This is a genomic window from Streptomyces sp. NPDC037301 (genome assembly GCF_055602785.1).
Genome location: NZ_JBVJWD010000001.1, coordinates 193,186 through 215,581, shown reverse-complemented (window position 1 = coordinate 215,581; position 22,396 = coordinate 193,186). Strand labels below are relative to the sequence as shown.

Below are 22,396 nucleotides of genomic sequence, written 5' to 3'. Positions count from 1 at the left end.
CTGCACATCTCCCTCAGTCAGGACATTTCGGGCCTTTGTCAGTCTAGGTTCGACCCGGTGCAGCCGCATCAGAGGTGCCCCGCAGCCGGGCGCGCAGCGCCTGCGTGAACCACGTGAATGCCGGTGCCGGGTCGTCCGGGGGAGGCCAGGCGTTGATCACTGCGAGCAGCTCCAGGTACCGCCGTCGGCGAGGGTCGTTCGCGGTCTCCAGCAGGGCCGACAGCCGGTGGCGGAGAGCGAGGTCGTCGGGGTGGCCGATGTCGTGTGCGTACTCGGTCATGACCGATTCGACGATCGGATCTGCCCGTGGCGAGGTCGGGGTGACGCCGGCCGTCAGAGCCGGGGCGACGTGGGCGCGGACCGTTGCTCCGAGGTCGCGGCGCAGGCTGGTCGTATCGCCCCGGGCGCGCTCGGCCGCGTGGTGCTCAGCCATGCTGCGTATCACGGCGCGGAAATCAGGGTCCTGGGACAGCTCGGCCAACTCGACCCACGCCTCCACCTGTTCGGTGTCGGGGGAGCCGGGCAGCTCCGGGGTCATCGAGCGCATGATTCCGGTGACCCCGGGGGCGGTGTCCAGGCCGCCGAATGTGGCGTTGAGGAAATCGCCGATCAGGCGTCGGCGTTCGACCTCCGAGAGCTTGGCCAGTTTGTGCATGAGATCCATTTCCTCAGGCGTGGACCCGCGCCTGGCCACCGTCGTCAGCACTGCTTGCCGCGTGCGCAGAGTGCGGATCTGCACCGCCAGGGCCTCGGCGTGCGCTGCGGCTACCTCGGCGAGCGAGAGCTCCCGGTCCACGACCTTCCGGATCGTGGGAAGGTCCAGTCCCAGGTCGCGCAGCGTACGCACCAGGTCGAGGCGTCCGACGGCGTCGATGCCGTAGCGGCGGTAGCCGGCCGGGCTGCGGTCGGCCGGCGGCACGATCCCGCGGTCGGAGTAGAACCGGATGGTCTTGACCGTCAGCCCGGTCCGCCTGGCCAGATCACCGATCGAGTAGAGCGCGTCGCCGTCCATGCCCCCACTTTCACGCCTCCCCCCACGGGAGACTCAAGCCCCGGCCACGTCGTAACGTGTCTCCTTCGCATCCGCACCATCCGCACCATCCCATGGGGGGAATCCATGTCGTACGGCTACCCGCCACCGCCTCAGCCCGATCAACAGCCCTTGCCGTACCAGCAGTGGCCGCAGCCGGGCCCGGGAGCGGGTGGCTTTCCGCAGCCGCCGAAGAAGTCCCGTACCGGGCTGATCGTCACGCTGTCCGTGGTGGGTGGGGTGGCTGTCCTGCTGGCCCTCGGCGTGCTGATCGCCACCTCGGTCGGCAGCAACTCGTCGTCGAGCAAGTCGAGTCCGCCGTCGGTGGAGGCCACGGAGGGCGGTGCTCCTCTGGAGGGCGGTGCGTCCGACGCGCCCATCGAGCCGCCTGCTGCGGAGGACACGGCGGCCGAGGACGATGTGAGGATCACCAGTTGTGAGCTGGACTCGGTGACGCAGTGGCCTGCGGCGGATGTGGAGATCGTGAACCACTCCGGGGCACGGGCGTCCTACATCGTGAACGTGGAGTTCGTGGACGGGGACGGTACGCGCCACGGCGAGGGTCTGGCGTCGTCGTCCAACCTGGATGCCGGGCAGAAGTCCGTGGGGAAGGCCCAGGGGCTGGGGAAATTCACGGGCAAGCTCACGTGCAAGGTCGCGAAGGTGTCGCGGTTCCCGACGTCCTAGCCCCAGCCGGTCATCCCCTCCGGCCGCTCAGCTCCGACTGTTCACGGACCGGGTTTTCGCTTGACGCACGGCTGCCCGACTTCGCGGCTGTGCTCCAGGGGCGTCACCCGTATGGGCGCGTCCGGGTGGTTGCCCGGGAAGGCGCCGCGCAGGGTCGGTTCTGTCATGCCAGTCCCGCCCCGGCCAAGGAGTTTCCATGGCACACACAGCGTCCGCGCATGGCCCGGCCCGTTCCACCGAACCCGGGGGCATCAACCCCTGGGCGGCCGGTGGGATCACGTTCGCCGGCGTGCTGCTTCTCGTCGACGGCGTCCTCGGAGTGATCAAGGGCATCACCGGTCTCGCCGCGGACGAGGTCTACAGGCGTGTCAGGAACTACACGTTCAAGTTCGATGTGAGCGCATGGGGATGGATCCACCTCGTCCTCGGCATCGTGCTCGTGTGTGTCGGCTGGGGCATCCTCAAGGGCGCCACCTGGGCCCGTGCCACGGGTGTGGTGCTTGCCGCCATCAACCTGATCGTCAACTTCGTCTGGCTGCCGTACCAGCCGGTCTGGGCGATCGTCTCCATCGCCATCGACGCATTCGTCATCTGGGCCCTGTGCACGGAGGGCTCGAAGGCGGTCATCTGAGCCGCCACGGTGTACGGGCCCGACTCGGCCTTCCCGGGCGGAGGCTGACCCATGCCGGCCCTTGCCATGAGCGGGTGCAGTGAGTGAAAGGACTGCGGTGTCGAAGGAGAACACGGAAGAGCTCGTCGCTCTTGCCGCCGAGGCGTATGTCTACGGCTGTCCGCTGGTCCATGGCCTGTCGGCAGTCGAGGACTTCATGCACACGGGCTTCGGTCCGCTACCCCCCACCCCCTTCAACCACTTCGCGCACTCCGTTCAACTGGATCTCCCTTACACGCACTTCGTGTCCGTCGACAACGACACCGTCCACTCGATCGCGCACCTCGACCTCTCCGGCGGTCCGGTCGTGCTCCATGTACCCGACACGGGCGGCGCGTACTACGTGTTGCAGTTCGTGGACACCTGGACCAACAACTTCGCGTACGTCGGCCGCCGTGCCACCGGTACGGGGGCCGGGGACTGGCTCGTCGTACCGCCGGGCTGGTCGGGCAGCGTGCCCGACGGGGTGCGCGGCGTGATCGACGCACCGACCTCCGTTGTCTCCGTCATCGGCCGCAACGCCTGCAACGGCCCGGACGACCTGGGGCGGGTGCGCGCCCTTCAGGCACAGTTCGCCCTCACACATCTCGAACCGGGTACTCATCGCACGGGACTGCCCGCGCCCGACCCCGACGTACCGGAGCCGCTGAGGTTCTTCGAGCAGCTCAGGGTCTGGATGGCAGACTTTCCGCCGTCCGCGGCCGACCAGGCGTACCAGGACCGGTTCCAGCCGCTGGAGCTGCTGGAGGAGGGGCCCTCGCCGTACGTGTCCGCCGACCCGGCCCTCGTACACGCGCTGGCCGAGGGCCTCGCGCGGGGCAGGGCGCGGGTGGAGGAGGCGAGCCGGCCCGCGGCGGCGCGCGAGGGCTGGGAGATGGATCCGCATCTCTTCGACTACAACCTCGACTGGCACGGCGTCGGGGCCATCGACTCCCCGGAGTGGCGGATCACGGACCGCGAGGCCTCCTATCCGGCCAGAGCGGTGGCGGCACGGACCGCGCTGTGGGGTAGCCACGGGTACGAGGCGGTGTACGCCCACACCTTCCGCGACGCCGACGGCGAGCAGCTGAACGGTGCTCACTCCTATGTGCTGCGCTTCGAGCGGCAGCCGCCGGTCGAAGCGTTCTGGTCCGTGACCATGTACGGGCTGTCGGACCACCGCCTCGTCGAGAACCCGGCCGCGCGGTACTCGATCGGTGACCGTACGCCTGGTCTCGTATACGGCGAGGACGGTTCGCTCACGATCCGCATCCAGAGGGAGCGTCCGGCCGACCCGGATGCGGCGGCGAACTGGCTCCCCGCGCCCGACGGGGACTTCCGGCCCGTGCTCGGGCTCTATGTGCCGGGGCCGGAGATCCTCGACGGTACATACGAGATCCCCGCCGTCGAACGGAGCGGTGAGCGGTGAGGTGAGCGGGACCGGGAGTGGCGAAGCGATGCGTGGCTGATGCCGTCGGCAGATGCTCGCCCCTGCCCGCCCGTTGTCGCAGACGCTCGCCCCCGCCCGCCCGTTGTCAGTGGCTCGGGTCACACTGGACACATGTGCCGCAGTATCAAGACCCTTCGCCCGCCCGCCCTCCCCGAAGAGGCCACCGAGGAGGAGATCCGGGCCGCCGCCCTGCAGTTCGTACGCAAGGTGTCCGGCTTCCGGGCTCCGGCCGCGCACAATCAGGAGGTGTTCGACCGGGCCGTCGACGAGATCGCCCGGGCGACCGCCAGGCTCATGGACGGTCTGGAGATACGGGGCGCCGTCAGGACGTCGTAGTGGCCGTCGCGGTCGATGCCTGGGCGGCCGCTTCCGCTGCAGGGCGACGCATGACGTACGCGGCCAGGGCGCCAGCCACGAACAGGGCGAGGACCGAAACGGCTGTGCCCACCCAGGTCGCGCCGAGCCACTGGGCGCCGAAGTAGCCGAGACTCACGCTGTAACCGGCCCAGGCCACGCCCGCCAGCGCCGACCAGGGCAGGAATTCCTTCACCTTGCGATGTGCGGCGCCCGCACCCAGGGAGACGACCGAGCGGCCGGCCGGGGCGAAGCGGGCAATGACGACGAGGATGCCGCCGCCCCGGGCCAGGGCGGCGCCGAGGCGTTCCTGCGCGGAGGTGAGGCGGCGGGAGCGGGCGATGGCCCGGTCCAGGCGCTCGCCACCGCGCCAGGCCAGCCGGTACGCGACGAGGTCGCCGAGCACCGAGGCGGTGGCTGCGCACAGGATCAGGGCGAGGAGGGAGGGGGCCTCGGGCACCTGCTCGGCGGCGTGCGTCGCGGAGGCCGCGCCTGCGACGGTCGTCGAACCGGCGGTGGCTGCCGTGGCAGCGGCGATGACCAGGACTCCGCTGGGCAGCACGGGCAGAAAGACGTCCAGGAGCACTGAGACGGCGACCACGGCGTAGATCCATGGGCTGCCGGTCAGCGCACCCACACTCTCAAGCACCTACTACTCCCCGATCCGGAACAACGCCGCGACGTCGCAGGGGAGCGGCAGGAGCGGCAGGGCCAGCTGTACAGCGTACGCCTGACGCTCATCCGGTGATCTACAAATACGGACGATGTTGGAAAGCTCACGCACACCCAGAAATGGGAAGCCCATTCCGGGTGTACGTGAGGAACGGCCCGCGAGCGGAAGGGGCGGCCCCGTACGGATCGGGCCGTGACGGCCGTCAGCAGGGCCGCCACTGTGGCCGTCAGACCGTTACGGCCGGTACCTGCTCGCGTGCACGGTCCTGGCCGTCGCTCTCCGCGCCGCCCCGACTGAACAGCCGGTCCAGGGCCAGCGCGCCGGGGCCGGTGAAGACCAGCAGGAGGAACACCCAGCAGAAGACGGCCGAGGGCTCGCCGCCGTTCTGCAGCGGGAAGAGCGCCTCGGGCTGGTGGACCTTGAAGTACGCGTACGCCATGGAGCCGGAGGAGATCAGGGCGGCGATGCGGGTGCCCAGGCCGAGCGCCACCAGGCTGCCGCCGACGAGCTGGATGACCGCCGCGTACCAGCCGGGCCAGGTTCCGGCCGGTATGGAACCGCCGCCCGTCGCGCCGCCGAGGACGCCGAAGAGTGAGGCGGCGCCGTGGCAGGCGAAGAGCAGGCCTACAACGATCCGGAACAGGCCGAGGGCGTAGGGCTGAGCCTGGTTCAGACGTGTGTGCATGGAGGGAAGGGCTCCTTCGGTCTGGTGGGGACGTGAACCGATTGAGTGCCCAAGATTAGGGAAACCTCACCAATGCTTGCAAGTTCAACATTAAGTTGAGTGGCTGAAAGTCGTCCCATAGTTGTCGGTCAGGGGGCGGTCCAGCACCGTCTCCAGCTGCGCACCTTTCTTCGTTGCCTTGGCCTGAACCAATGTCGGCGCAGCTTTCCGGCCATGCAGGGTGAGTGTCATGAGCTGATTGCCGAACCGCGGTCCGCCGGTCTTGCGCCGGTGGACCGGAGGTGTGCCCGTCCGCCCGTGCCGCGCCGGCAGCCGGCCGGGCCGCCTCCCCGCCCGGCTCCAGCCGAAGCGGAAGCCGGCCCTGAGTGGGCCGGGGATCGAGTTGTGCACAGGGGAGCAGGTCAGCTGAGGGATGCGTGCCTCGGGGGCGCCGCCGGGCATCCCGGCCGACGCGGGCTCCGCGATGTACGCGTGGTGCACATCGCCCGACAGCACGCATACCGACGCCGGGGCGTCCGGCCCCCGACCCGCCTGCCGGATCAGCTCGGTCAGCTTCCGGAAGGAGTCGGGGAAGGCCGCCCAATGTTCCAGGTCGGAGCGTTGGCGAAGCTTCTCGCCGAAGCGCGCCCAGTGCCCCTCGGGCCCGCCGCGCTCGCCACGGCACAGCGCGGCGTTCCACTGCCCCGCGTCGTGGACAAGTGGCGGCAGGAGCCACGGCAGCGAAGTGCCGATCAGGAGACGGTCGTACGAACCGGGGTCGGCAAGGGCTTCCTCGCGCACTCAGCGCGCCTCGTCGGTGTCGAGCATCGACCGCCGCTGCTCGTCGAGCTCGCGGGCCGCGCGGGTGTCCACCATCGGCAGCCGTACTCGGCCGAAAACATGCCGGTAGCTCCAGCGCGTACGGGTCGGTTCGGCGTCCGCCCCGGCGGCGAAGCGGTGTACGGGTACGGAGCCGTGCGGCGTGCACGGCTCCGTACGGTACGGAACAACGGGGGAGGGCGGGCCGGTTCCGCTCAGCGGCCCCCGGCTCCTCGGTGAGCGGTCGGACATGGTTGTCCGGCGCGGTCTTCGCCGTGTCGATCGGCAGCCGGTCAGCAGCCGTTCAGAACGGACTGCAGGGCGCTCTTCTCGGCCGAGTCGACGCTCAGGTTGTAGTAGTGCTTCACATGCACCCAGGCGCGCACGTACGTGCACCGGTACGCGGTGCGCGAGGGCAGCCAACTGGCCGGGTCCTGGTCACCCTTGGACTGGTTGACATTGTCGGTGACCGCGATCAGCTGCGGGCGCGTCAGGTCGTTGGCGTACGCCTGTCGTTGGGCGGTCGTCCAGCTGCTGGCGCCCGATCGCCAGGCCTCGGCGAGCGGGACCATGTGGTCGATGTCCAGATCGGATGCGGCGGTCCAGGTGGCGCCGTCGTACTCCGAGTACCAACTTCCGCTGACGGCAGCGCAGCTGGAGTCCTGCGTCACATTCGTGCCGTCCCGCTCGAGGACGACCTCACGGGTGTTGCAGGTGCCCGACTGGGTGATCCAGTGCGGGAACTTGTCACGGCTGTAGCCGGTCGACGAGCCCTCCGCGGAGACTGTCAGCTCGCTCAGATAGGTACGGGCGGTCGATGCCGAGACCGGGGTGGGCATGACCGCCTGGGCGGTGGGGGCGGTGAGCAGTCCGGTGGTTGCGGTGAGGGCGGCGGATGCGGCGACGACAGCGATGCGACGCGCGTAGACACCTGACATGCGAACTCCCTTGATGTGGGGGGACCTTGGACGGGCGACCCGTGGGGCCCGGCCATCGTGGCGGCGCCAGGTTTCCGTGGGGTGGGCGCCAGGTAACAGAGTGGCGACATGGGCACGTCACATCAAGAGTTCTGACGAACAGGGCCGGGGCATGGGGGCGTACGTCCGCATCTGCGCGGGCGCATGTACTGACGCACCGGCAACTCGGCGGTGCAGTGGGCCGATTCGCGCAGGTACTCCGAGCCTGGCCGGTCGTAGGGTTACGGCGTGCTGCTACAGGTCAACATCACGCTCGGGGTCGTCCTGGCCCTGCTGCTCGCGGCAGCGGCCTCCGTCGCGGCCCTGGCCTCGCTCGGCCGGTCGCGCGAGATCCTGCTGGCCGGGCTGCGGGCCGCGGTCCAACTCGCCGCGGTTTCCCTGCTCATCGGCTGGGTGGTCCATTCGCTGCCGCCGTTGCTCGCGTTCGTGGCGCTGATGTACGCCGTGGCGGTACGGACCGCGGGCCGCCGGATCACCCGCAATCGCACCTGGTGGTGGGCGGCTCTGCCGATCGGGGCGGGGGTCGCGCCGGTGGTCGCCCTGCTGCTGCTCACCGGACTCGTCCCGGTCCGGGGCATCGCGCTGATCCCGGTGACCGGCATCCTCATCGGTGGTGCGCTGACCGCGACCGTGCTCGGCGGGCGGCGGGCGCTGGACGAGTTGACGACCCGGCGCGGGGAGGTGGAGGCGGGTATGGCACTCGGGCTGCTCGACCGCGACGCGAGGCTGGAGATCGCCCGGCCCGCGGCGGCGGACGCGCTGCTGCCGGGGCTCGATCAGACGCGGACGGTGGGGCTCGTCACATTGCCGGGCGCCTTTGTGGGCATGCTGCTGGGCGGCGCCTCGCCGGTCCAGGCGGGGGCCGTACAGCTGTTCGTGCTGGTCGCGCTCATGGCCGTGCAGGCGGTGGCCGTCGCGACCGTGCTCGAACTGGTGGCACGGGGACGGCTGCACCGGGACTGAGGATCGTCGGAGGCCGGCTGTCGCGGACCGAGGCCCGCCGGGGGCCGGCTATCGGGCGCTGATGTGCAGCCGGATCGAACCGTCGGCCGCCGCTTCCACCCGGAGCTGAGTCAGGTCCTCGACGTGCGCGTCGGGCGAGAGCGCCGCGGCCCGCGGGCCGACGCCCACGACACGCATGCCCGCCGCCCGGCCGGCCGCGATGCCCGCCTCCGAGTCCTCGAACACGACACAGTCCGCCGGGGCGAAGCCCAGCTCGGCCGCTCCCTTGAGGAAGCCCTCGGGGTCCGGCTTGCTCGCGCCGACGCTCTCGGCGGTGACGCGGGTGACCGGCATCCGAAGGCCGGACGCGGTCATCCGGGTCCGGGCCAGCGCCTCGTCGGCCGAGGTGACCAGGGCGTGCGGCAGCCCGGCGATCGCGTCCATGAAGGCGGGCGCGCCGGCGATCGGGACGACACCGTCGGTGTCGGCGGTCTCCTCGGCGAGCATCACCCGGTTGTCCGCGTAGTTCTGCTCCATCGGACGGTCGGGGAGGAGCACCGCCATGGTGGCGTACCCCTGCCGCCCGTGAACCACCTTGAGCGCGGCCTCCGGGTCGAGCCCCTCCCGCAGTGCCCAGCGCCGCCAGCAGCGCTCCACGACGGCGTCGGAGTTCACGAGGGTGCCGTCCATGTCCAGGAGCAATGCCTTAAAAACACCAATGGTCTCTGACCTGGGCAAGGGGGCCATCCTCTACGTGCGGCGTATTTGTTTCACCACGATACAAAGAGGAGTGCTGCTCTGGCCAATCCAGAGACGTGCCGGAGTCCCGGCCGCACTCGCGGCCTGGACTCCGGTTGTCTTCATCGCTGACGCGATCGGCGTACCGCTCGCCGACCTCGTACAGGAATGAGCCCCGGCCGGCCGACGGGGGGCGGGGCGGTCATGAGTGCGCAGCTACTCGCGGTTGTCGTCGCGTCCCGTGGGCAGCGTCGTGTGGCCCTCGCTCCAGTGATTCACCCAGCCGCACAGCGGGCACGAGTAGCGGCCGTCGATGCCGTGCACCTCGTGGCCGCAGCGTCGACAGTTCGTGCGGGTAATCTCCATGCCCGTCGCGGCGGCGGTCTCAGGCGCAGGTTTGGGATGCCGGGTCATGTCCGGAGGCTACCCCCGACGGTGCTGGGGCAGGCGCCACACCGGACGACCAGCCACACTGATTCATGCAGTACCACCGACCGTCAGGCCCTTGCTGGGCACCTGCGCCACAGTTGGAGCAGTTCATGTGATCCTCCCGTCGTGTAGCCGCTGTTCCACCCGCAGTTTTGCGAGCAGAACCAGCGGCCGAGGTTGTCTTCGTACGTGAAGGCGCCGCAGTTGGGGCAGTTCACTTCTGGCCCTTCTTGGTCGGCGTCGCCACGGGTGGCACCTCTCCTTGTTCGGGGTCCGGCTTCCAAATCAAGGTGACCCCGTGCTCTTCACGGTGAGCCTCGGTGTCGTCCTCGATGGGAAAGGCGTGGCCTTTCGGGCAGCGGGTCATCGGCGGGCCTCTTGCCGCCAGGCGCGACCGAGCCGCACGGATGTCGGGCACGAGACTCCGGCCCGGCAGGTGGCGCAGACGACGGTGTGGCCAATCCAGGTGCGGTACGCGGCATCCGGCGCGGTGGCCGGCTTCGTGGGGGCGGTCATGCGCGGTTCTTCTTGCACTGGTCGCACTCACAGTCCGGGTACGCGGCGGACTGGTCCACGGTCTTGAGCGGAGTGACCTCGGCTTCCGGGCGGATGACGCGCGTTCTGCCGTACCGGTCGACCTCGTACACCTTGATCGTCATTGCCATGTCGGCTCCAGGCCGGTGGCTGGTGATGACATGGTGGGGGCACAGCAAGGCCCCGACTATCACGGCATGTTGATAGTCGGGGCCAAAGGCTGACTGTCGGTCAGGTGCCCAGCCAAGAGCCGTAAGACAGGAACGAATCGGGTAGTTGCCGCTTCGCGGCTTCCAGCCCGTCATACGTCTCGCGAACAGTCTGGTGATACCTCGCCTGCTGCGGCGCCGCCTTCCGCGCCTTCAGGAGATTCGCAAACCCGTTGTCCAGGTCGCCATCCCACATCTGCGCGCGGGCCAGCTCGGCGTAATGGTGACTGCGTCGCGAGGCCGGCCACTTCTTCGGCAAGGCCAAGGCGCGGCCGACCTGCGCGGCCTCGCCGTACTCGTCCAGCACCGACACCCGGTGTACGTCCACGTTCGTGGGGCCGAAGCTCAGCCAGTGAACCTCGGACGCGTCGCCAGTCCGGGCAGCGATTCGGCCAGCCTCGTTCAGGTGGCCGGTGGCCTCGTCCTTGCCCTGCGCGTGGGCGGCCATGACGGCCGCACCGAGATGGAGTTGCCCGGTGAGTACGTCGCGTTCGCGGCTGGGCTCGGCCTGGTCCAAGGTGTCGAGCCCCATGCGGATGAGCCGGTTTCCCGTGCGGTACTGCCCGGCCCGTAGATAGGTGAGCGCCCGCATGTACCGGTACATGCCGCCCACCACCGCATCAGAGCCGCGCTGCGCCGCCCACTCCATGCGGGACAGAGTGATCGTCGCCAGGTCGGGAAAGCCCAGCTTCGACGCGACGTCATACGCGGTGCGGTATCCGCTCGCGAGGAGCAGCCATGCTTCCGTGCTGTCTGCGGTGTGCGCTGCTGTGGTGACTTCCTGGATCAGGCCCGGCAGCCGGCTCGCTGTCTGCTTGATCTCTCCCGCCCGGACCGCAACGAGGAGCGCCTCCGCGTCGTCGCGTAGTAGCTGCTCTGGGCGGGGTGTGATGTCGGGGTCCGCGCCGAGGTCGTAGACGTCCAAGGCCTCGCGGATGGGCTGGATCAGCACATCGAGATCATCGGCGCGTAGCTCGGTGACGTACGGCTGACCGGTGATCGTGGCGACCTCGACACGCATGGCGCGGGCAAGACTTGCGATGACGTGAGGGGACGCCGGGATAACGCCCTGCTCTGTCTTCGTGAGAGCGGAGTACGGCACCTGCGACAGCTCCGACAGGGCCCTTTGGGTGAGGTGGCGCTCAAGGCGCAGCCGCTTAATGCGTGCGCCGGTGCGGTCATGCGGAAGAGAGTGCATACTCGCTCCCAGTTCTGACAAGACACCAGAACGGTACCCCTGGCTGAGGTCGCTGGTACCTCCGAAGGCCCCATCGACCCCGTGCTGATGGGGCTTTCGCGTATGCCTAACGCACGAAAGTGCCCCCTGCCCGGCCCGTAGGCCAGCCAGGGGGCGTGGTTCATGAGCGCCGACGATCCGGCGGGAGACCGAAGACGGCAGGGCTCGGCGTGGAATCCGGGTTGCTCGGTGCATTGCGGTAACAGACAAGTGCGTCCGTGGCATCCAGCGCCTGGAGGCTTTGTCCGTGACGCCAGCGCCGTTGATCATGAGATCAACCTAAAGTGCATCAAAGGCCGGATGTGGTGCATTCAAAAATAAAGAGGCCTAATCGGTCGCTAATCTCATGCCGTTCCGCTTGGAACACTTCTTTACGAGGAGGCGTGGATGTACGCGAAGAACAAGATGCGAGCCGTCGGGATCACGGTCGCCGGTCTGTGTGTGACTGGGCTCGCAGTGGCCAGCGGGATGGCGATCGCTGTCCCTGCGGCGACTAGCTCCCAGGCTCCGCACGTCCAGGCCGGAGCCCTGGTCAATGCCGACGGGACGATCGCGCATTCCAAGGGTGTCGCGCAGGTGACGCGTACAGCTCCTCATGCGTACTGCGTCGAGATCAGCAACGAGGACGTGGACCTGGCCAGGGCCATCGTGGAAGCTACGCCCCGTGACATCGCCGGTTCCACCATCCGTGCCGTCGCGGGCGGTTGCGCCGGCGGTAAGGGCGTGCTGGTCGGCACGTACGACGCGGCCGGGAGCGGCAAGCCCAACGCGTTTTACCTCGCGGTGCTGTGAGCTGAGTACACCTGACCCCGCTGGAGTTTGAACACGACCCCTGCTCCGGCGCGGTGCCCACTGCCCGACTTGGGGCGTCGAACGCACGAAACCGCCCCCTCCCGCATGGTGCCGGAGGGGGCGCGGTTACTTCTGCGAGAGCTGCCACAGGGTCAGGGCGAGACCGATCACGCCGACCAGTGCGGCAAGGGATGGGAGCGGCCACCGGGCCCGCTCCAGAGCATCAAGGTGCCCGGTGTCGCGCTTCTGTCGTTCCGTCTCGCCTCGTTCGAGCGCGTCGAGCCGCTGCTCGACGTCGACGAGTCGCCGGTCGGTCTGGTCGCCGCGCTGCGCGAGCAGAGCCAGCGAGCCGTTGACGGTGGCGAACCCTGCGGCCATGGTCCCTCGGATTTCGGCAAGGGCGACCGCTACGGCGGCCGTTTCGGTGGGCTCGGTCACTCGCGGCCCCCGGCGTCAGTGAGGCCGAGCCCAATGCGACCGCATCCGTACCCGCATTCCAGAGCCAGGGTTCGCCGACCGGAGGGGACGGCGAACCCTGGCTTGGTTACATCCGAGTGAGCACATGGAAGGAAGAGGAGATCTCGCCGGAGCTTCAACGCTCCGCGATCGAGGCATGGGCGGCCCGGACCGGCCGCCAAGGACCGGGCCCGTGCGGCTCGCGAGCGGGCCCGGCTGCAAGGGGAGCTAGTAAAGCTCCAGGACGGATTGGCGAGGCTTCAGGCCGACCGCGCCGTAAACCCAGACGACTACCCGACCGGCGTCTACGAAGCCGCCCGCGACCGCATCAAGACCCAGCGCGAGACGGCCGAGCAGCTACTCGCCAAGTCCGCCGTCATCGAGGCGACGCCCGACGTATCCGACTACGAGCCGCTGATCGTCGGGCTACTGGACGAGTGGGAGACCATCACCCCCAGCGAACGAAGCGCCATTCTCCGGCAGCTGCTCCGCCGCGTTGCCGTCTACCGGGTAGAACGCGAGGGATACGCGCGCGCAACGAGCCGGATCGAGTTTCACCCGGTGTGGGAGCCGGACCCATGGGCCGATCAATCCGCATCGCCTGAAAGTGCTACAGAGGATTAGCTGAGAAGGAGGGCGCGGGCTGTGAGGACGGTGGCCGGCATGGGCGGGCTCCAGGGCGCGGGGGAGGCAATGACGCAGGAAAGAGAACAAGCAGCCTCGCCCGCCGGTCAGGGAGTGGCGGGCGGAGGCTACTTTGTTCCATCAAGATACAAAAACCCGTCCGGGAAAGCCAATTCCGTCCCGGGCGGGGTCGTCGGGCCGGGGGGTCAGGAGCCTCCCCGGCCCGTCGTCTCCGCCTCCAGGGCGCGGCGCGTGTTGGGGCCGTACACCCCGGACGGGTCGCCCTCAATGGACTTGTACGACTGGTAGACGCTCACGGCGTGCTCGACCTGGCCCGTGAAGTCGCCGTCGTCCCGCCCGTGGAACAGCCAGATCTCCTCCAGCCGGCGTTGCAGCTCGGCCACCGCGGGCCCCTGGTCGCCGAGGCGCAGCGTGGGACCGGCCGGTGAAGCGGGCGGTGCGGACGACGCCGGACGGCTCGCGTGCGGCGTGGGCGCGGAGGGCGAGGCGGTGGCCGGCCGTGAGGCGGCGGATGCGGAGGGGGACGGCGAGGTGCTCGCCGAGGGGGACCTGGAGGCGGACGCGGACGGTGACGTGGAAGCCGGTCCGGAGGGCGCGGGCGATGCGGAGGCCGATGCGGAGGCTGATGCCGTCTCCTCCGCCGAGGCGCTCGCCACCGTGCTCGGCAGGGGCTGTTCCCCGTCGGCTTCCCCGTTGCCGTTTGGGTCGAACAGCCCGCTCGCGAACGCCGCCGTGCCCACCACCGCGGCCACGGCCGCTCCTACGGCGAGTGCCACGAAGGGCCGTCGGCGGCGCGGCTGAACGGGATCGTCGGCGGCGATGGCCGGTGCGAGGGTCGTGGCGCCGGGGGCTTCGGCCGGCTCGCCGGCGTCCGGCAGCGGACCTGCCGTCGTCGGGTCGGGAAAGAGCGGCATCGTCGTGGCCGCGTCCCCCGCCGGTCTGTGGTGCTGCTCGTCGTCTGCGGCCGGTATCTCGTCGCCCCCCAGCGTCACGTACGGCCGGATCCGCAGCGGATCGAAGTCCTCCGCCGCCGCGATCTCCGCCAAGTCGGCCGCCGACCGCGCGGCCCGTTGCTGCTCGGCGGCCCGGTGCTGTTCGGCGGCCCGCTGTGCTGCCCGCTCCCCGCACGCGCAACCGGGACCGGCCCCGGGTCTTCCGCCCGGCCCCCAGTCCGGTCTTCCACCAGGTCCCTGTCTCTCGTCCGGTCTGCTGTCCATACCGCACTCCGGGCACATATGTCCGGTCATTGTGGGCCCCTCCCCTTGAACTGCCTGCGATTATGCAACCCGCTGCCGGGATGCCCAATGCCGTACCGAAATGCGTACCCGGGATGAATCCCGCCGCGACACCCGCCCAGGGCCCGTCTCCGCAGGTCCCGGCCCGGTGCCGCTCGGCAGGCCATAACCGTGCGGAACGGCCAGGATGGGGATGTAGCGGATCCGAGGAGATGTTCCATGGCCCAGCAACTGAGCCCCCCGGCCCCGGCCCCCGGCGAGGACCGCTCCACGCGGTCGGTCATGGTGGCCATCGGTGCGCTTCTTCTCGGCATGCTTCTGGCCGCGCTCGACCAGACCATCGTCTCCACCGCGCTGCCGACCATCGTCAGCGACCTCGGCGGCCTGGAACATCTCTCCTGGGTTGTCACGGCCTATCTGCTGGCGTCGACCGCCGCGACGCCCCTCTGGGGCAAGCTCGGCGACCAGTACGGGCGCAAGAAGCTCTTCCAGACCGCCATCGTCATCTTCCTCATCGGTTCGGCGTTCTGCGGCGTCGCCCAGAACATGCCGCAGCTCATCGGCTTCCGGGCCCTTCAGGGCCTCGGCGGCGGCGGCCTCATCGTGCTCTCGATGGCGATCGTCGGGGATATCGTCGCGCCGCGCGAACGAGGCAAGTACCAGGGCCTGTTCGGAGCGGTCTTCGGCGCGACGAGCGTCCTCGGGCCGCTCCTCGGCGGCTTCTTCACCCAGCACCTCAGCTGGCGCTGGGTCTTCTACATCAACCTGCCGATCGGCGTCGTCGCGCTCCTCGTGATCGCCGCCGTGCTGCGCATCCCGGTCCGCCGTGCGCAGCACACCATCGACTACCTCGGCACCTTCCTCATCGCCTCGGTCGCGACCTGTCTGGTCCTCGTCGCCTCGCTCGGCGGCACCACCTGGGCCTGGGGCTCGGCGCAGATCATCGGTCTCGCCGTCCTGAGCGTGCTGCTGCTGATCGCCTTCGTGTACGTGGAGCGCCGCGCTGCGGAGCCCGTTATTCCGCTGAAGCTGTTCCGGATCAGGACCTTCACCCTCGTCGCCGTCATCAGCTTCGTCGTGGGCTTCGCGATGTTCGGCGCGATGACCTATCTGCCGACCTTCCTGCAGGTGGTGCACAACATCACGCCGACGATGTCCGGTGTGCACATGCTTCCGATGGTGCTCGGTCTGCTCCTCACCTCGACCGTGTCCGGGCAGATCGTCAGCCGCACCGGCCGCTGGAAGGTCTTCCCGATCGCGGGCACCGGCATCACCGCGATCGGACTGCAGCTCCTGCACCGGCTCACGGAGACCAGCAGCACCCTGGAGATGAGCATCTACTTCTTCGTCTTCGGTGCCGGGCTCGGCCTGGTGATGCAGGTCCTGGTGCTGGTTGTGCAGAACGCCGTCACGTACGAGGATCTCGGCGTCGCCACGTCCGGAGCCACCTTCTTCCGCTCCATCGGCGCCTCGTTCGGTGTCGCCGTCTTCGGCACGATCTTCACGAACCGGCTCACCGGCAAACTGGGCGCGGCGCTCGCCGGCCGCTCCCTGCCCCCGGGGGTCAGTGCCGACGGGCTGGCCGCCGACCCGCGCGCCATCGGCCTGCTGCCGCCCGGGCTACGGCCCTCGGTGCTCCACGCGTACTCGGCCTCGATCACCGATGTGTTCGTGTACGCGGCACCCGTCGTCCTGGTCGCCTTCGTCTTTGCGTGGTTCCTCAAGGAGGACAAGCTGCGCGGCTCGGTGACCGCGCCGGAGCCCACCGAGACCCTGGCGTCGAACCCGGTCGAGCGGTCCTCGTACGACGAATGCGCCCGGGCCCTCTCGGTGCTCGCCACCCGAGCGGGGCGCCGCAAGGTCTACGAGGAGATCACCAAGAGGGCGGGGTACGACCTGCTGCCCGCGGCGAGCTGGATGCTGCTGCGCATAGCCCGGCACGGCACGGTCGAACCGGCCATGCTCGCCGAGGTCGCCCCGGTGCCGCTACGGGTGGTCACCGAGGCGGCGCGTCAGCTGGAGGAGCGCGGACTGGTCCGGCGCGAAGGCGTACAGCTGGTGCTCACCGAGGCCGGCGCAGAAGTGGTGGTGAAGCTCGCGGAGGCCCGTGAGGAATCGATGGCCGAGTTGCTGGGTGACTGGTGGGGGCCGGAACGGCCGACTGACCTGGTCAAACTCGTGGCGGAGCTGACCGCCGAGATGAACGGGTCGAGCAGGGAGCGGCCGCAGAGGCCCGAGCCGATGCGGGACCACGCGGCCCGCCCCGGGTGAGCCGCTTCGGCGGGTACCTCCTGGCGCCTCCTGCAAGCTCCTGCCCCCCTTACAGCTCCTTGGCGAACCAGTGCTCCGCGTACTGCCGCCGGTGGAACGCCGGAACCTCCCGATAGCCGTGCTTGGCGTACAGCCCCCGTGCCTCGACCAGGTCATTGCGGGTGTCGAGCCTGACCGTGCGTATGCCGAAGGCGCGCGCCGCGCTCTCGACGGCCGCCAGGAGCAGCCCGCCGCCGCCCGTACCGCGGTGTTCGGGGCGTACGAACACCCGGGTCAGCTCCGCGATGTCCGCGTCCACCACCAGCAGCCCGGCGCAGGCCGCCGGCTTTCCCTCGAACCGGCCGACGACGAACTGGCCGGTGGGCGCAGCGAGCCGGTCGGCGCCGTCGTCGGTGAGCCCCTCGTCGATCTCCTCGGCGGTCGCGGGCCGCCCCCAGTAGCGGCTGGCGACCTCGTCGTAATAGCCGCGACGCAGCAGCGCGGCGTCGGGGGAGTCGAAGGGTTCGGGGGCGACGGTCCAGGTCATGCCGGTCATTCTGACTTGATCACGACAGAGGAGCGAACGGATTTGGCGGCTCGGCAGGGAGGAACGAACGGATCGGTGGAGCCGGCGCTTCACTCCGCACGCAAGCGTTCGGATTACGGCAAGCAGCCCCGGCGCTCACCCCAGCGGCGGCGGAACCATGACCGGCGGCGGGGGTACCACCGGCCGGTGCCGTCGGACCCGCAGCATCAGCAGCACCACCGCAGCCGCCACCAGCACGGCCCCGAGCAGCGACAGCACCCAGACGGGGACACCACCCACGGTCAACAGCCTGTCCGTGTACACCATGGTCCGGTACGGGGTGTCGGCCTCGGCCGCGCGCAGTTCATGATCGCCGTCGATCCGCTCCGGATGCGGGAACGACTGCTCGATCGCGGTGACGAACACCGGCTTCCCGCCCGTCACCGCCTCCAGCGCCCCGGTGTCGTCCTGCACCGACCGGGGGTCGATCCGGCCCGCGTACGTCACCTGCGGCGCATTGCCGCCGATCGCGTCGCGCGGCTCCATCCGATGCGCCGCCAGGACGTACAGGCTCAGCTGCTGCGGCGTCGAGGCGAGCTTCGACAGCCGCATCGGGTAGACCAGCCGGTCGCTGGCGAAGCGCAGCCTCAGCGGATCGAGGTCGCCGCCGAGGGGACTGTTCTTGTCCCGGGGCGCGAGGCGGATCGCGACGTACTCCCACTTCTGGTCGACATAGGGCTTCAGCGCCGTCGCCAGCCGGTCAGGCAGCTCGAAGCCGTTGTCCTGCAGCCATTTCTGCAGCGCCTCGGGGTCGGTCGCGGCCAGCCGCGCCACATCGAACGGGCCGAGCCGTTCCCGGCCCACCACCTCGACCGGCGGCGCGGCGCTCGAAGGGGCCGCGGCTCCGTCCCCGCTGTTGCCCGAACCGGCGAACGGCCAGTCGTCGGAGCGCGGCCAGAAGTAGTGCCTGGTCGCCTGCACCGGCGCGGTGAGGGTGGCGAGCTCGGAGAAGAGCGACGGATCACCGAGCTCCACGGTCGCCCGGTGCGGCACCGGCATGATCCAGGCAGCCTCGGGGGCGTCCCCGCGGACCGTGAGCCGCATGACGATCTGCTCGGTACGGCCGTCCCAGTCCACCACCGACGTCTCCCGGTCGACCGAGACCTGGGTCGCCCTGCTCGGGACCATCGCCCCGCAGCCACATGCGTACGCCGGGCTGATCAGCGATCCCAGCTGCAGCGACACCAGCATCAGCAGCAGTGACAGCGCACGCACCACCCACGCGCGCCCCTCACCCCGCACACTCCGCATCCCCCCTGCGTACCGCATGTCCCGTCTTCCTCCCCCGCGATCGACGAATACGGGAGAGGACGTGGGAACCCACCGGTCCGGTTCCGGCGCCGAGGCCCGGCCTGACAGGTCCTTCGGTCGTTCTTTCGGAAAAAAGGATGATGACAGTCGGACGAAGAGGAGGTTGATTGTGTCTACCTCATAGCGAAATGCGAAGGTTTCACAGCACGCCCAGGTCGAGGGACGGGCACGGAAACAGCGGGAGGGTCGGCGCAGCGTGGCGAATGCGGAGCACAGTGTGCGCGGAAATGCGGCGACGGGGGCGAGGACCGGGGCTGCCCGGGCCCTGCTCTGGCTGGTTGCGGCCGCACTGGCCGTACGACAGATGGCGGTGGTGCTACGGCAGCCACCGGGCGAACGGCTCACCGATCTGGAGACCTGGATCGGTGAGAACGGTGTCCTGCATGTGACGGGCTCGCTGTACGACAGCGACCGGTTCACCGGCACTCCGTTCGCCGGGCTGGTGCTGAAGCCCCTGACCCGGACCGCCGAACAGAGCCTGGGCGTCGCCTGGACCTTCGGCTCGCTGCTGCTCGTCGCCGCCCTCGGCATCATCGCCGCCCGCGCGCTGCCGGGCCCGGTCACCCGCCGCACCTCACTGCTGGCCGCCCCCGTCGCGATCAGCCTGCTGATGCTCTCCCTGCCGGTCCGAAACGCACTCAACCTGGGGCAGACCAGCATCCTGCCGGTCCTGCTGGTGCTGCTGGCCTGTTTCGCGGTCCGCGGGGAACGCGCCTCGGGCCTCCTGATCGGGCTCGCGGCCGCGCTTCAGCCGACCGCGCTGCTCTTCGCGGTCCTGCTCTGGTTCACCGGCCGCCGGCAGGCGGCGGTGACCGGCGGCACCGCGTTCGCAGCCTGCACCGCGCTTGCCTGGGCCGCGATGCCGCACGACTCGTGGACCTACTGGGTGCACCATGTCGCGGGCGCCGGGCTCGGCGACAACGCGGACAGCCTGGCCAACCAGTCCCTGCACGGCGCGCTGCTCCGATTCGGCCTGCAGGGCCCGCTCGAGATCGCGCTGTTCGTGGTGCTGGCGGCCGCCGTCTGCTACCTCGGACTGCGCCGCGCCGTACGGTACGCGCGCGACGGGCAGCTGCTGCTCGCCGTCGCCGTGACCGGCTGCGCCGCCGTCGCCGTCTCACCCACCGCCTGGCAGCACCAGCTGCTGTGGGTGCTGCTCGCCGTCGTCGGCCGGGTCGGCAAGCGGGCCTCCGGCCGGCTGGTGTGGCCGGCGGTCGTGGTGCTCGTGCTCACACTGCCGGGGACGATGCTGCTGCCGAACATGGCGGTGGTCTTCCCCATACGCGACAACGTGCTGCTGATCGCGGCGCTCGGCGCGGCCTGCGCCGCACCGTTCCTGCCGCGCACCTCGCCGTACTGGCAACAGCCGATCCCCACGGACTACGCGGCCCCGGTCGCGGCCCGCTGGAGCCGCATCCCTCTGCTGCCGTTCTGGCGGCGGGTGCTCAGCCGGCCCAATCTGCTGCTGGAACTGCTCCTGATCAGGGTCGTGTACTCCGCCTACTCACATGTCAGGCTCGCGGCGACGGCCGGCCGTGCCGCCGCCGAACACCACGGCCGGCAGATCCACTCCCTCGAACAGTGGCTGCACATCGACATCGAGCACTGGGCCAACCACGCGGTCGTCCAAGTCGCCTGGCTGAGGGACTTCTTCGACTACTACTACTCGACGTTCCACTTCATCGTGCCGCTGGCGATCCTCGGTGTGCTGTACGTACGACGCCCCGCGGACTACCGCTGGGTCCGCAGCTCCATGGGCTTCGCCACGATCCTCGCCCTGGTCGGCTTCTGGCTCTACCCGCTGGCCCCGCCGCGGCTGATGCCGGGACTCGGTTTCATAGACACGGTCCATGGCGTGCAGGACTTCGCGAAGCCGGACTACGGAACGCTGACCTCGATGACCAATCAGTACGCGGCGATGCCCTCGCTGCACTTCGGCTGGTCGCTCTGGTGCGGTGTGGTCATCGTCATGCTGGCCCCGAAGATGTGGATGAAGGCGCTGGGGCTGCTGCACCCGCTGTTCACGGTCTCCGCGATCGTGGCCACGGCCAATCACTGGGTGCTGGACGCGGTGGGTGGCGCGGCCGTCGTCGCGCTCGGCTTCGGGCTGACCTACGTGCTGTCGGGGCCGCGGAGGCTGCAGCTGCCGGCCGTGCCTGCGGCGGCGAAGCCGCAGGACGGGATCGTGGTGCCGGTTCAGAGGTCGACCGACGATCCGGTGAGCAGCAAGCAGCACTAGTGGTACGGAGCCCGTGAGGGGCCGAAGGGGTGCCGGGACGAACACATCGTCCCGGCACCCCTTCGGCATGGATCGCCGCCTGACCAGCATCCGCCCATCGGTCCCGGACCGCCACTCGAACGGCTCAGGAGCCGGTCGTCCCGAGCGCCCAGGTGGCGACGGACAGCGTGGCCATGGACACCACCGTCGATGCCACCACGGAGTTGCGGGCCACACGGGTGTCCAGGCCGTACTGCTGGGCGTAGATGAAGGCGTTCTGAGCGGTCGGCAGCGCGGAACAGAGCACGACGGCCATCAACTGGTGGTCCGGCAGATGCAACAGCGGGCCGCCGACGACGAAGGCGATCAGGGGCTGGACCAACGTCTTGAGTGCGACCGTCACTACGACCTCCGCACGCTTCGTACGCACCGTGGACTCGGCAGGCTCCGTGTGCTCCGTCGGACCGCCGGTCGCCGGGCGGCTGTTCAGGGACAGGCCCAGCGTGATCAGGGCCGTCGGCACGGCGGCGGCGCCGAGCAGGTCGCAGGAGTGGGCGAGGGCGTGCGGCAGCCGCAGTCCGAGTGCGGAGACGACGACACCCAGCAACGAGGCCATGATGATGGGGTTGCGGACCGGCATGGTCAGCATCCGCCGGACCACGACGCCCTTCCCGGAGCCCGTCCCCGTGCCCGTGTCCAGCAGCGTCAGGATCACCGGGGAGACCAACAGCACCTGGAACAGGATGATCTGGGCGACGAACGACGCGTCGCCGAGCACCTGGACCGCCACCGGAATACCGAGATTCGCGGAGTTGACGTAGCCGGACGCCATGCTGCCGATCGCCCGGTCGGCCGTGCCGCGGCCGAAGAGCCGGCCGGCCGCCACGAAGCCGATGCCGCAGACCAGCGCCGTACCCGCCGCGAAGGCCACCATCGAGGAGTTGGCGAAGGCGGCCGGCCGTGCCCCGGAAACCATGGTGAACAGAGCGGCGGGCATCGCCACATGGAAGACGAACCGGCCGAGCACGGCTTCCGCCTGTTCGCCGAGGAGACCACTGCGACCGACCGCGTAACCGATGGCCGTGAGCATCCAGATGGGGGCGAAGGCGGAGAGCAGGGCGTGCATGCCCGCCATCATCCTCGCGCTGTTGTGCGCGTCCTGCGCGGGGGTTCGGGCGGGGGTGCGGGGTTCACAACTGCTGGTCCAGTACCTTGTTTTGGCGAACATGGGCACGATTGAGTGAACGGTGTTCCGGTCTGTGGGTGTGCCTGACTGGGTGTGCGTAACGGGTGTATCGCGATCTGGGACGCCGGGTGTGGTGTCAGCAGTCGGGGCCCCCGTATCACCGGAGTGATGGTTCGGGGCCTTCCTGTCGCCTCTGGCCACGCCCACATGGCCAGGTCGTAGGGATTCCGCCCACCTGGGACGGACCGCATACGTGATGTGCGTCGCCGACCAGGACGTGAAAGCGGAGGACCAGTGCGCCCAACACCGTTCGGGGCGTGCCGGT

General features: G+C 69.6%; 24 protein-coding genes and 1 pseudogene. 9 read left to right on the top strand and 16 right to left on the bottom strand.

Annotated features, from left to right (window positions below):
- Window positions 1–43 precede the first annotated feature (43 nt).
- Window positions 44–1,012, bottom strand: coding sequence for a MerR family transcriptional regulator (locus ACZ7IB_RS01020; protein ID WP_470908116.1), 969 nt, complete (start codon window positions 1,010–1,012; stop codon window positions 44–46).
- A gap of 105 nt (window positions 1,013–1,117) precedes the next feature.
- On the opposite strand from ACZ7IB_RS01020, the gene ACZ7IB_RS01015 reads away from it, so the two are divergent.
- Window positions 1,118–1,717: a hypothetical protein gene (locus ACZ7IB_RS01015; RefSeq protein WP_470908114.1), complete on the top strand. Its 600-nt coding sequence runs from the start codon at window positions 1,118–1,120 to the stop codon at window positions 1,715–1,717.
- Window positions 1,718–1,758: 41 nt separating this feature from the next.
- On the opposite strand, the gene ACZ7IB_RS01010 is transcribed toward ACZ7IB_RS01015, so the two are convergent.
- On the bottom strand, window positions 1,759–1,884 hold the full coding sequence (locus tag ACZ7IB_RS01010; protein WP_470908112.1) for a hypothetical protein: 126 nt from the start codon (window positions 1,882–1,884) through the stop codon (window positions 1,759–1,761).
- Window positions 1,885–1,913: 29 nt separating this feature from the next.
- Between ACZ7IB_RS01010 and ACZ7IB_RS01005 the strand changes: the two genes are divergently transcribed.
- From ACZ7IB_RS01005 to ACZ7IB_RS00995, 3 genes are all read left to right on the top strand, one after another.
- Window positions 1,914–2,348, top strand: coding sequence for a DUF7144 family membrane protein (locus tag ACZ7IB_RS01005; protein ID WP_470908110.1), 435 nt, complete (start codon window positions 1,914–1,916; stop codon window positions 2,346–2,348).
- Between the two features lie 79 nt (window positions 2,349–2,427).
- Entirely contained in the window at window positions 2,428–3,795 is a 1,368-nt protein-coding gene (locus tag ACZ7IB_RS01000) for a DUF1254 domain-containing protein (RefSeq protein ID WP_470908109.1), read from the top strand.
- Between the two features lie 132 nt (window positions 3,796–3,927).
- Window positions 3,928–4,152 carry a DUF2277 domain-containing protein gene (locus ACZ7IB_RS00995; protein ID WP_470908107.1) on the top strand — a complete coding sequence of 75 codons (225 nt, stop codon included), beginning with the start codon at window positions 3,928–3,930 and terminating at the stop codon, window positions 4,150–4,152.
- On the opposite strand, the gene ACZ7IB_RS00990 is transcribed toward ACZ7IB_RS00995, so the two are convergent.
- The 4 genes and pseudogenes from ACZ7IB_RS00990 to ACZ7IB_RS00975 form a co-directional block, all read right to left on the bottom strand.
- Complete coding sequence (locus ACZ7IB_RS00990; protein ID WP_470908105.1) at window positions 4,139–4,819, bottom strand: DedA family protein; 681 nt, start codon at window positions 4,817–4,819, stop codon at window positions 4,139–4,141. The genes ACZ7IB_RS00995 and ACZ7IB_RS00990 overlap by 14 nt on opposite strands.
- Window positions 4,820–5,069: 250 nt before the next feature.
- Complete coding sequence (locus ACZ7IB_RS00985) at window positions 5,070–5,528, bottom strand: DoxX family protein (protein ID WP_470908104.1); 459 nt, start codon at window positions 5,526–5,528, stop codon at window positions 5,070–5,072.
- 90 nt (window positions 5,529–5,618) lie between these two features.
- Window positions 5,619–6,509, bottom strand: a pseudogene (locus ACZ7IB_RS00980) (alkaline phosphatase D family protein); the annotation flags it as partial.
- A 110-nt stretch (window positions 6,510–6,619) separates the two neighbouring features.
- Complete coding sequence (locus ACZ7IB_RS00975; RefSeq protein ID WP_470908102.1) at window positions 6,620–7,264, bottom strand: HNH endonuclease family protein; 645 nt, start codon at window positions 7,262–7,264, stop codon at window positions 6,620–6,622.
- 267 nt (window positions 7,265–7,531) lie between these two features.
- Between ACZ7IB_RS00975 and ACZ7IB_RS00970 the strand changes: the two genes are divergently transcribed.
- Complete coding sequence (locus tag ACZ7IB_RS00970; protein WP_470908100.1) at window positions 7,532–8,266, top strand: ABC transporter permease; 735 nt, start codon at window positions 7,532–7,534, stop codon at window positions 8,264–8,266.
- A 48-nt stretch (window positions 8,267–8,314) separates the two neighbouring features.
- Here ACZ7IB_RS00970 and ACZ7IB_RS00965 read toward each other — a convergent pair whose 3' ends face one another.
- From ACZ7IB_RS00965 to ACZ7IB_RS00945, 5 genes are all read right to left on the bottom strand, one after another.
- Entirely contained in the window at window positions 8,315–8,983 is a 669-nt protein-coding gene (locus ACZ7IB_RS00965) for an HAD-IA family hydrolase (protein WP_383963638.1), read from the bottom strand.
- A 216-nt stretch (window positions 8,984–9,199) separates the two neighbouring features.
- Window positions 9,200–9,397, bottom strand: a complete 198-nt coding sequence (locus ACZ7IB_RS00960) for a hypothetical protein (protein ID WP_470908097.1) — start codon at window positions 9,395–9,397, stop codon at window positions 9,200–9,202.
- 378 nt (window positions 9,398–9,775) lie between these two features.
- Window positions 9,776–9,928 carry a hypothetical protein gene (locus tag ACZ7IB_RS00955; protein ID WP_470908095.1) on the bottom strand — a complete coding sequence of 51 codons (153 nt, stop codon included), beginning with the start codon at window positions 9,926–9,928 and terminating at the stop codon, window positions 9,776–9,778.
- A complete protein-coding gene (locus ACZ7IB_RS00950) occupies window positions 9,925–10,077 on the bottom strand; it encodes a hypothetical protein (RefSeq protein WP_470908093.1) in 153 nt (50 codons plus the stop codon). The genes ACZ7IB_RS00955 and ACZ7IB_RS00950 overlap by 4 nt, the downstream gene beginning before the upstream one ends.
- Window positions 10,078–10,177: 100 nt before the next feature.
- The gene (locus tag ACZ7IB_RS00945; protein ID WP_470908092.1) at window positions 10,178–11,353 is read right to left on the bottom strand and encodes a helix-turn-helix domain-containing protein; all 1,176 of its coding nucleotides are present in this window, start codon (window positions 11,351–11,353) and stop codon (window positions 10,178–10,180) included.
- A 426-nt stretch (window positions 11,354–11,779) separates the two neighbouring features.
- On the opposite strand from ACZ7IB_RS00945, the gene ACZ7IB_RS00940 reads away from it, so the two are divergent.
- Window positions 11,780–12,184, top strand: a complete 405-nt coding sequence (locus tag ACZ7IB_RS00940; protein WP_470908091.1) for a hypothetical protein — start codon at window positions 11,780–11,782, stop codon at window positions 12,182–12,184.
- 126 nt (window positions 12,185–12,310) lie between these two features.
- On the opposite strand, the gene ACZ7IB_RS00935 is transcribed toward ACZ7IB_RS00940, so the two are convergent.
- On the bottom strand, window positions 12,311–12,562 hold the full coding sequence (locus ACZ7IB_RS00935; protein ID WP_470908739.1) for a hypothetical protein: 252 nt from the start codon (window positions 12,560–12,562) through the stop codon (window positions 12,311–12,313).
- Between the two features lie 327 nt (window positions 12,563–12,889).
- On the opposite strand from ACZ7IB_RS00935, the gene ACZ7IB_RS00930 reads away from it, so the two are divergent.
- Complete coding sequence (locus ACZ7IB_RS00930; RefSeq protein ID WP_470908090.1) at window positions 12,890–13,264, top strand: hypothetical protein; 375 nt, start codon at window positions 12,890–12,892, stop codon at window positions 13,262–13,264.
- A gap of 206 nt (window positions 13,265–13,470) precedes the next feature.
- Here ACZ7IB_RS00930 and ACZ7IB_RS00925 read toward each other — a convergent pair whose 3' ends face one another.
- Window positions 13,471–14,532, bottom strand: a complete 1,062-nt coding sequence (locus ACZ7IB_RS00925) for a peptidoglycan-binding domain-containing protein (RefSeq protein ID WP_470908088.1) — start codon at window positions 14,530–14,532, stop codon at window positions 13,471–13,473.
- Between the two features lie 207 nt (window positions 14,533–14,739).
- On the opposite strand from ACZ7IB_RS00925, the gene ACZ7IB_RS00920 reads away from it, so the two are divergent.
- On the top strand, window positions 14,740–16,791 hold the full coding sequence (locus tag ACZ7IB_RS00920) for an MFS transporter (protein ID WP_470908086.1): 2,052 nt from the start codon (window positions 14,740–14,742) through the stop codon (window positions 16,789–16,791).
- A 49-nt stretch (window positions 16,792–16,840) separates the two neighbouring features.
- Here the strand turns inward: ACZ7IB_RS00920 and ACZ7IB_RS00915 are convergent, their stop codons facing one another.
- Together ACZ7IB_RS00915 and ACZ7IB_RS00910 are read right to left on the bottom strand one after the other, a co-directional pair.
- Entirely contained in the window at window positions 16,841–17,317 is a 477-nt protein-coding gene (locus ACZ7IB_RS00915; RefSeq protein ID WP_470908085.1) for a GNAT family N-acetyltransferase, read from the bottom strand.
- A 135-nt stretch (window positions 17,318–17,452) separates the two neighbouring features.
- Entirely contained in the window at window positions 17,453–18,547 is a 1,095-nt protein-coding gene (locus ACZ7IB_RS00910) for a DUF2330 domain-containing protein (RefSeq protein WP_470908738.1), read from the bottom strand.
- Between the two features lie 385 nt (window positions 18,548–18,932).
- On the opposite strand from ACZ7IB_RS00910, the gene ACZ7IB_RS00905 reads away from it, so the two are divergent.
- Window positions 18,933–20,906 (top strand): bifunctional glycosyltransferase 87/phosphatase PAP2 family protein, encoded by a 1,974-nt coding sequence (locus ACZ7IB_RS00905; RefSeq protein ID WP_470908736.1) that lies wholly within the window; start codon window positions 18,933–18,935, stop codon window positions 20,904–20,906.
- 124 nt (window positions 20,907–21,030) lie between these two features.
- Here ACZ7IB_RS00905 and ACZ7IB_RS00900 read toward each other — a convergent pair whose 3' ends face one another.
- Window positions 21,031–22,113 carry an AEC family transporter gene (locus ACZ7IB_RS00900; RefSeq protein WP_470908083.1) on the bottom strand — a complete coding sequence of 361 codons (1,083 nt, stop codon included), beginning with the start codon at window positions 22,111–22,113 and terminating at the stop codon, window positions 21,031–21,033.
- Between the last annotated feature and the right edge of the window lie 283 nt (window positions 22,114–22,396).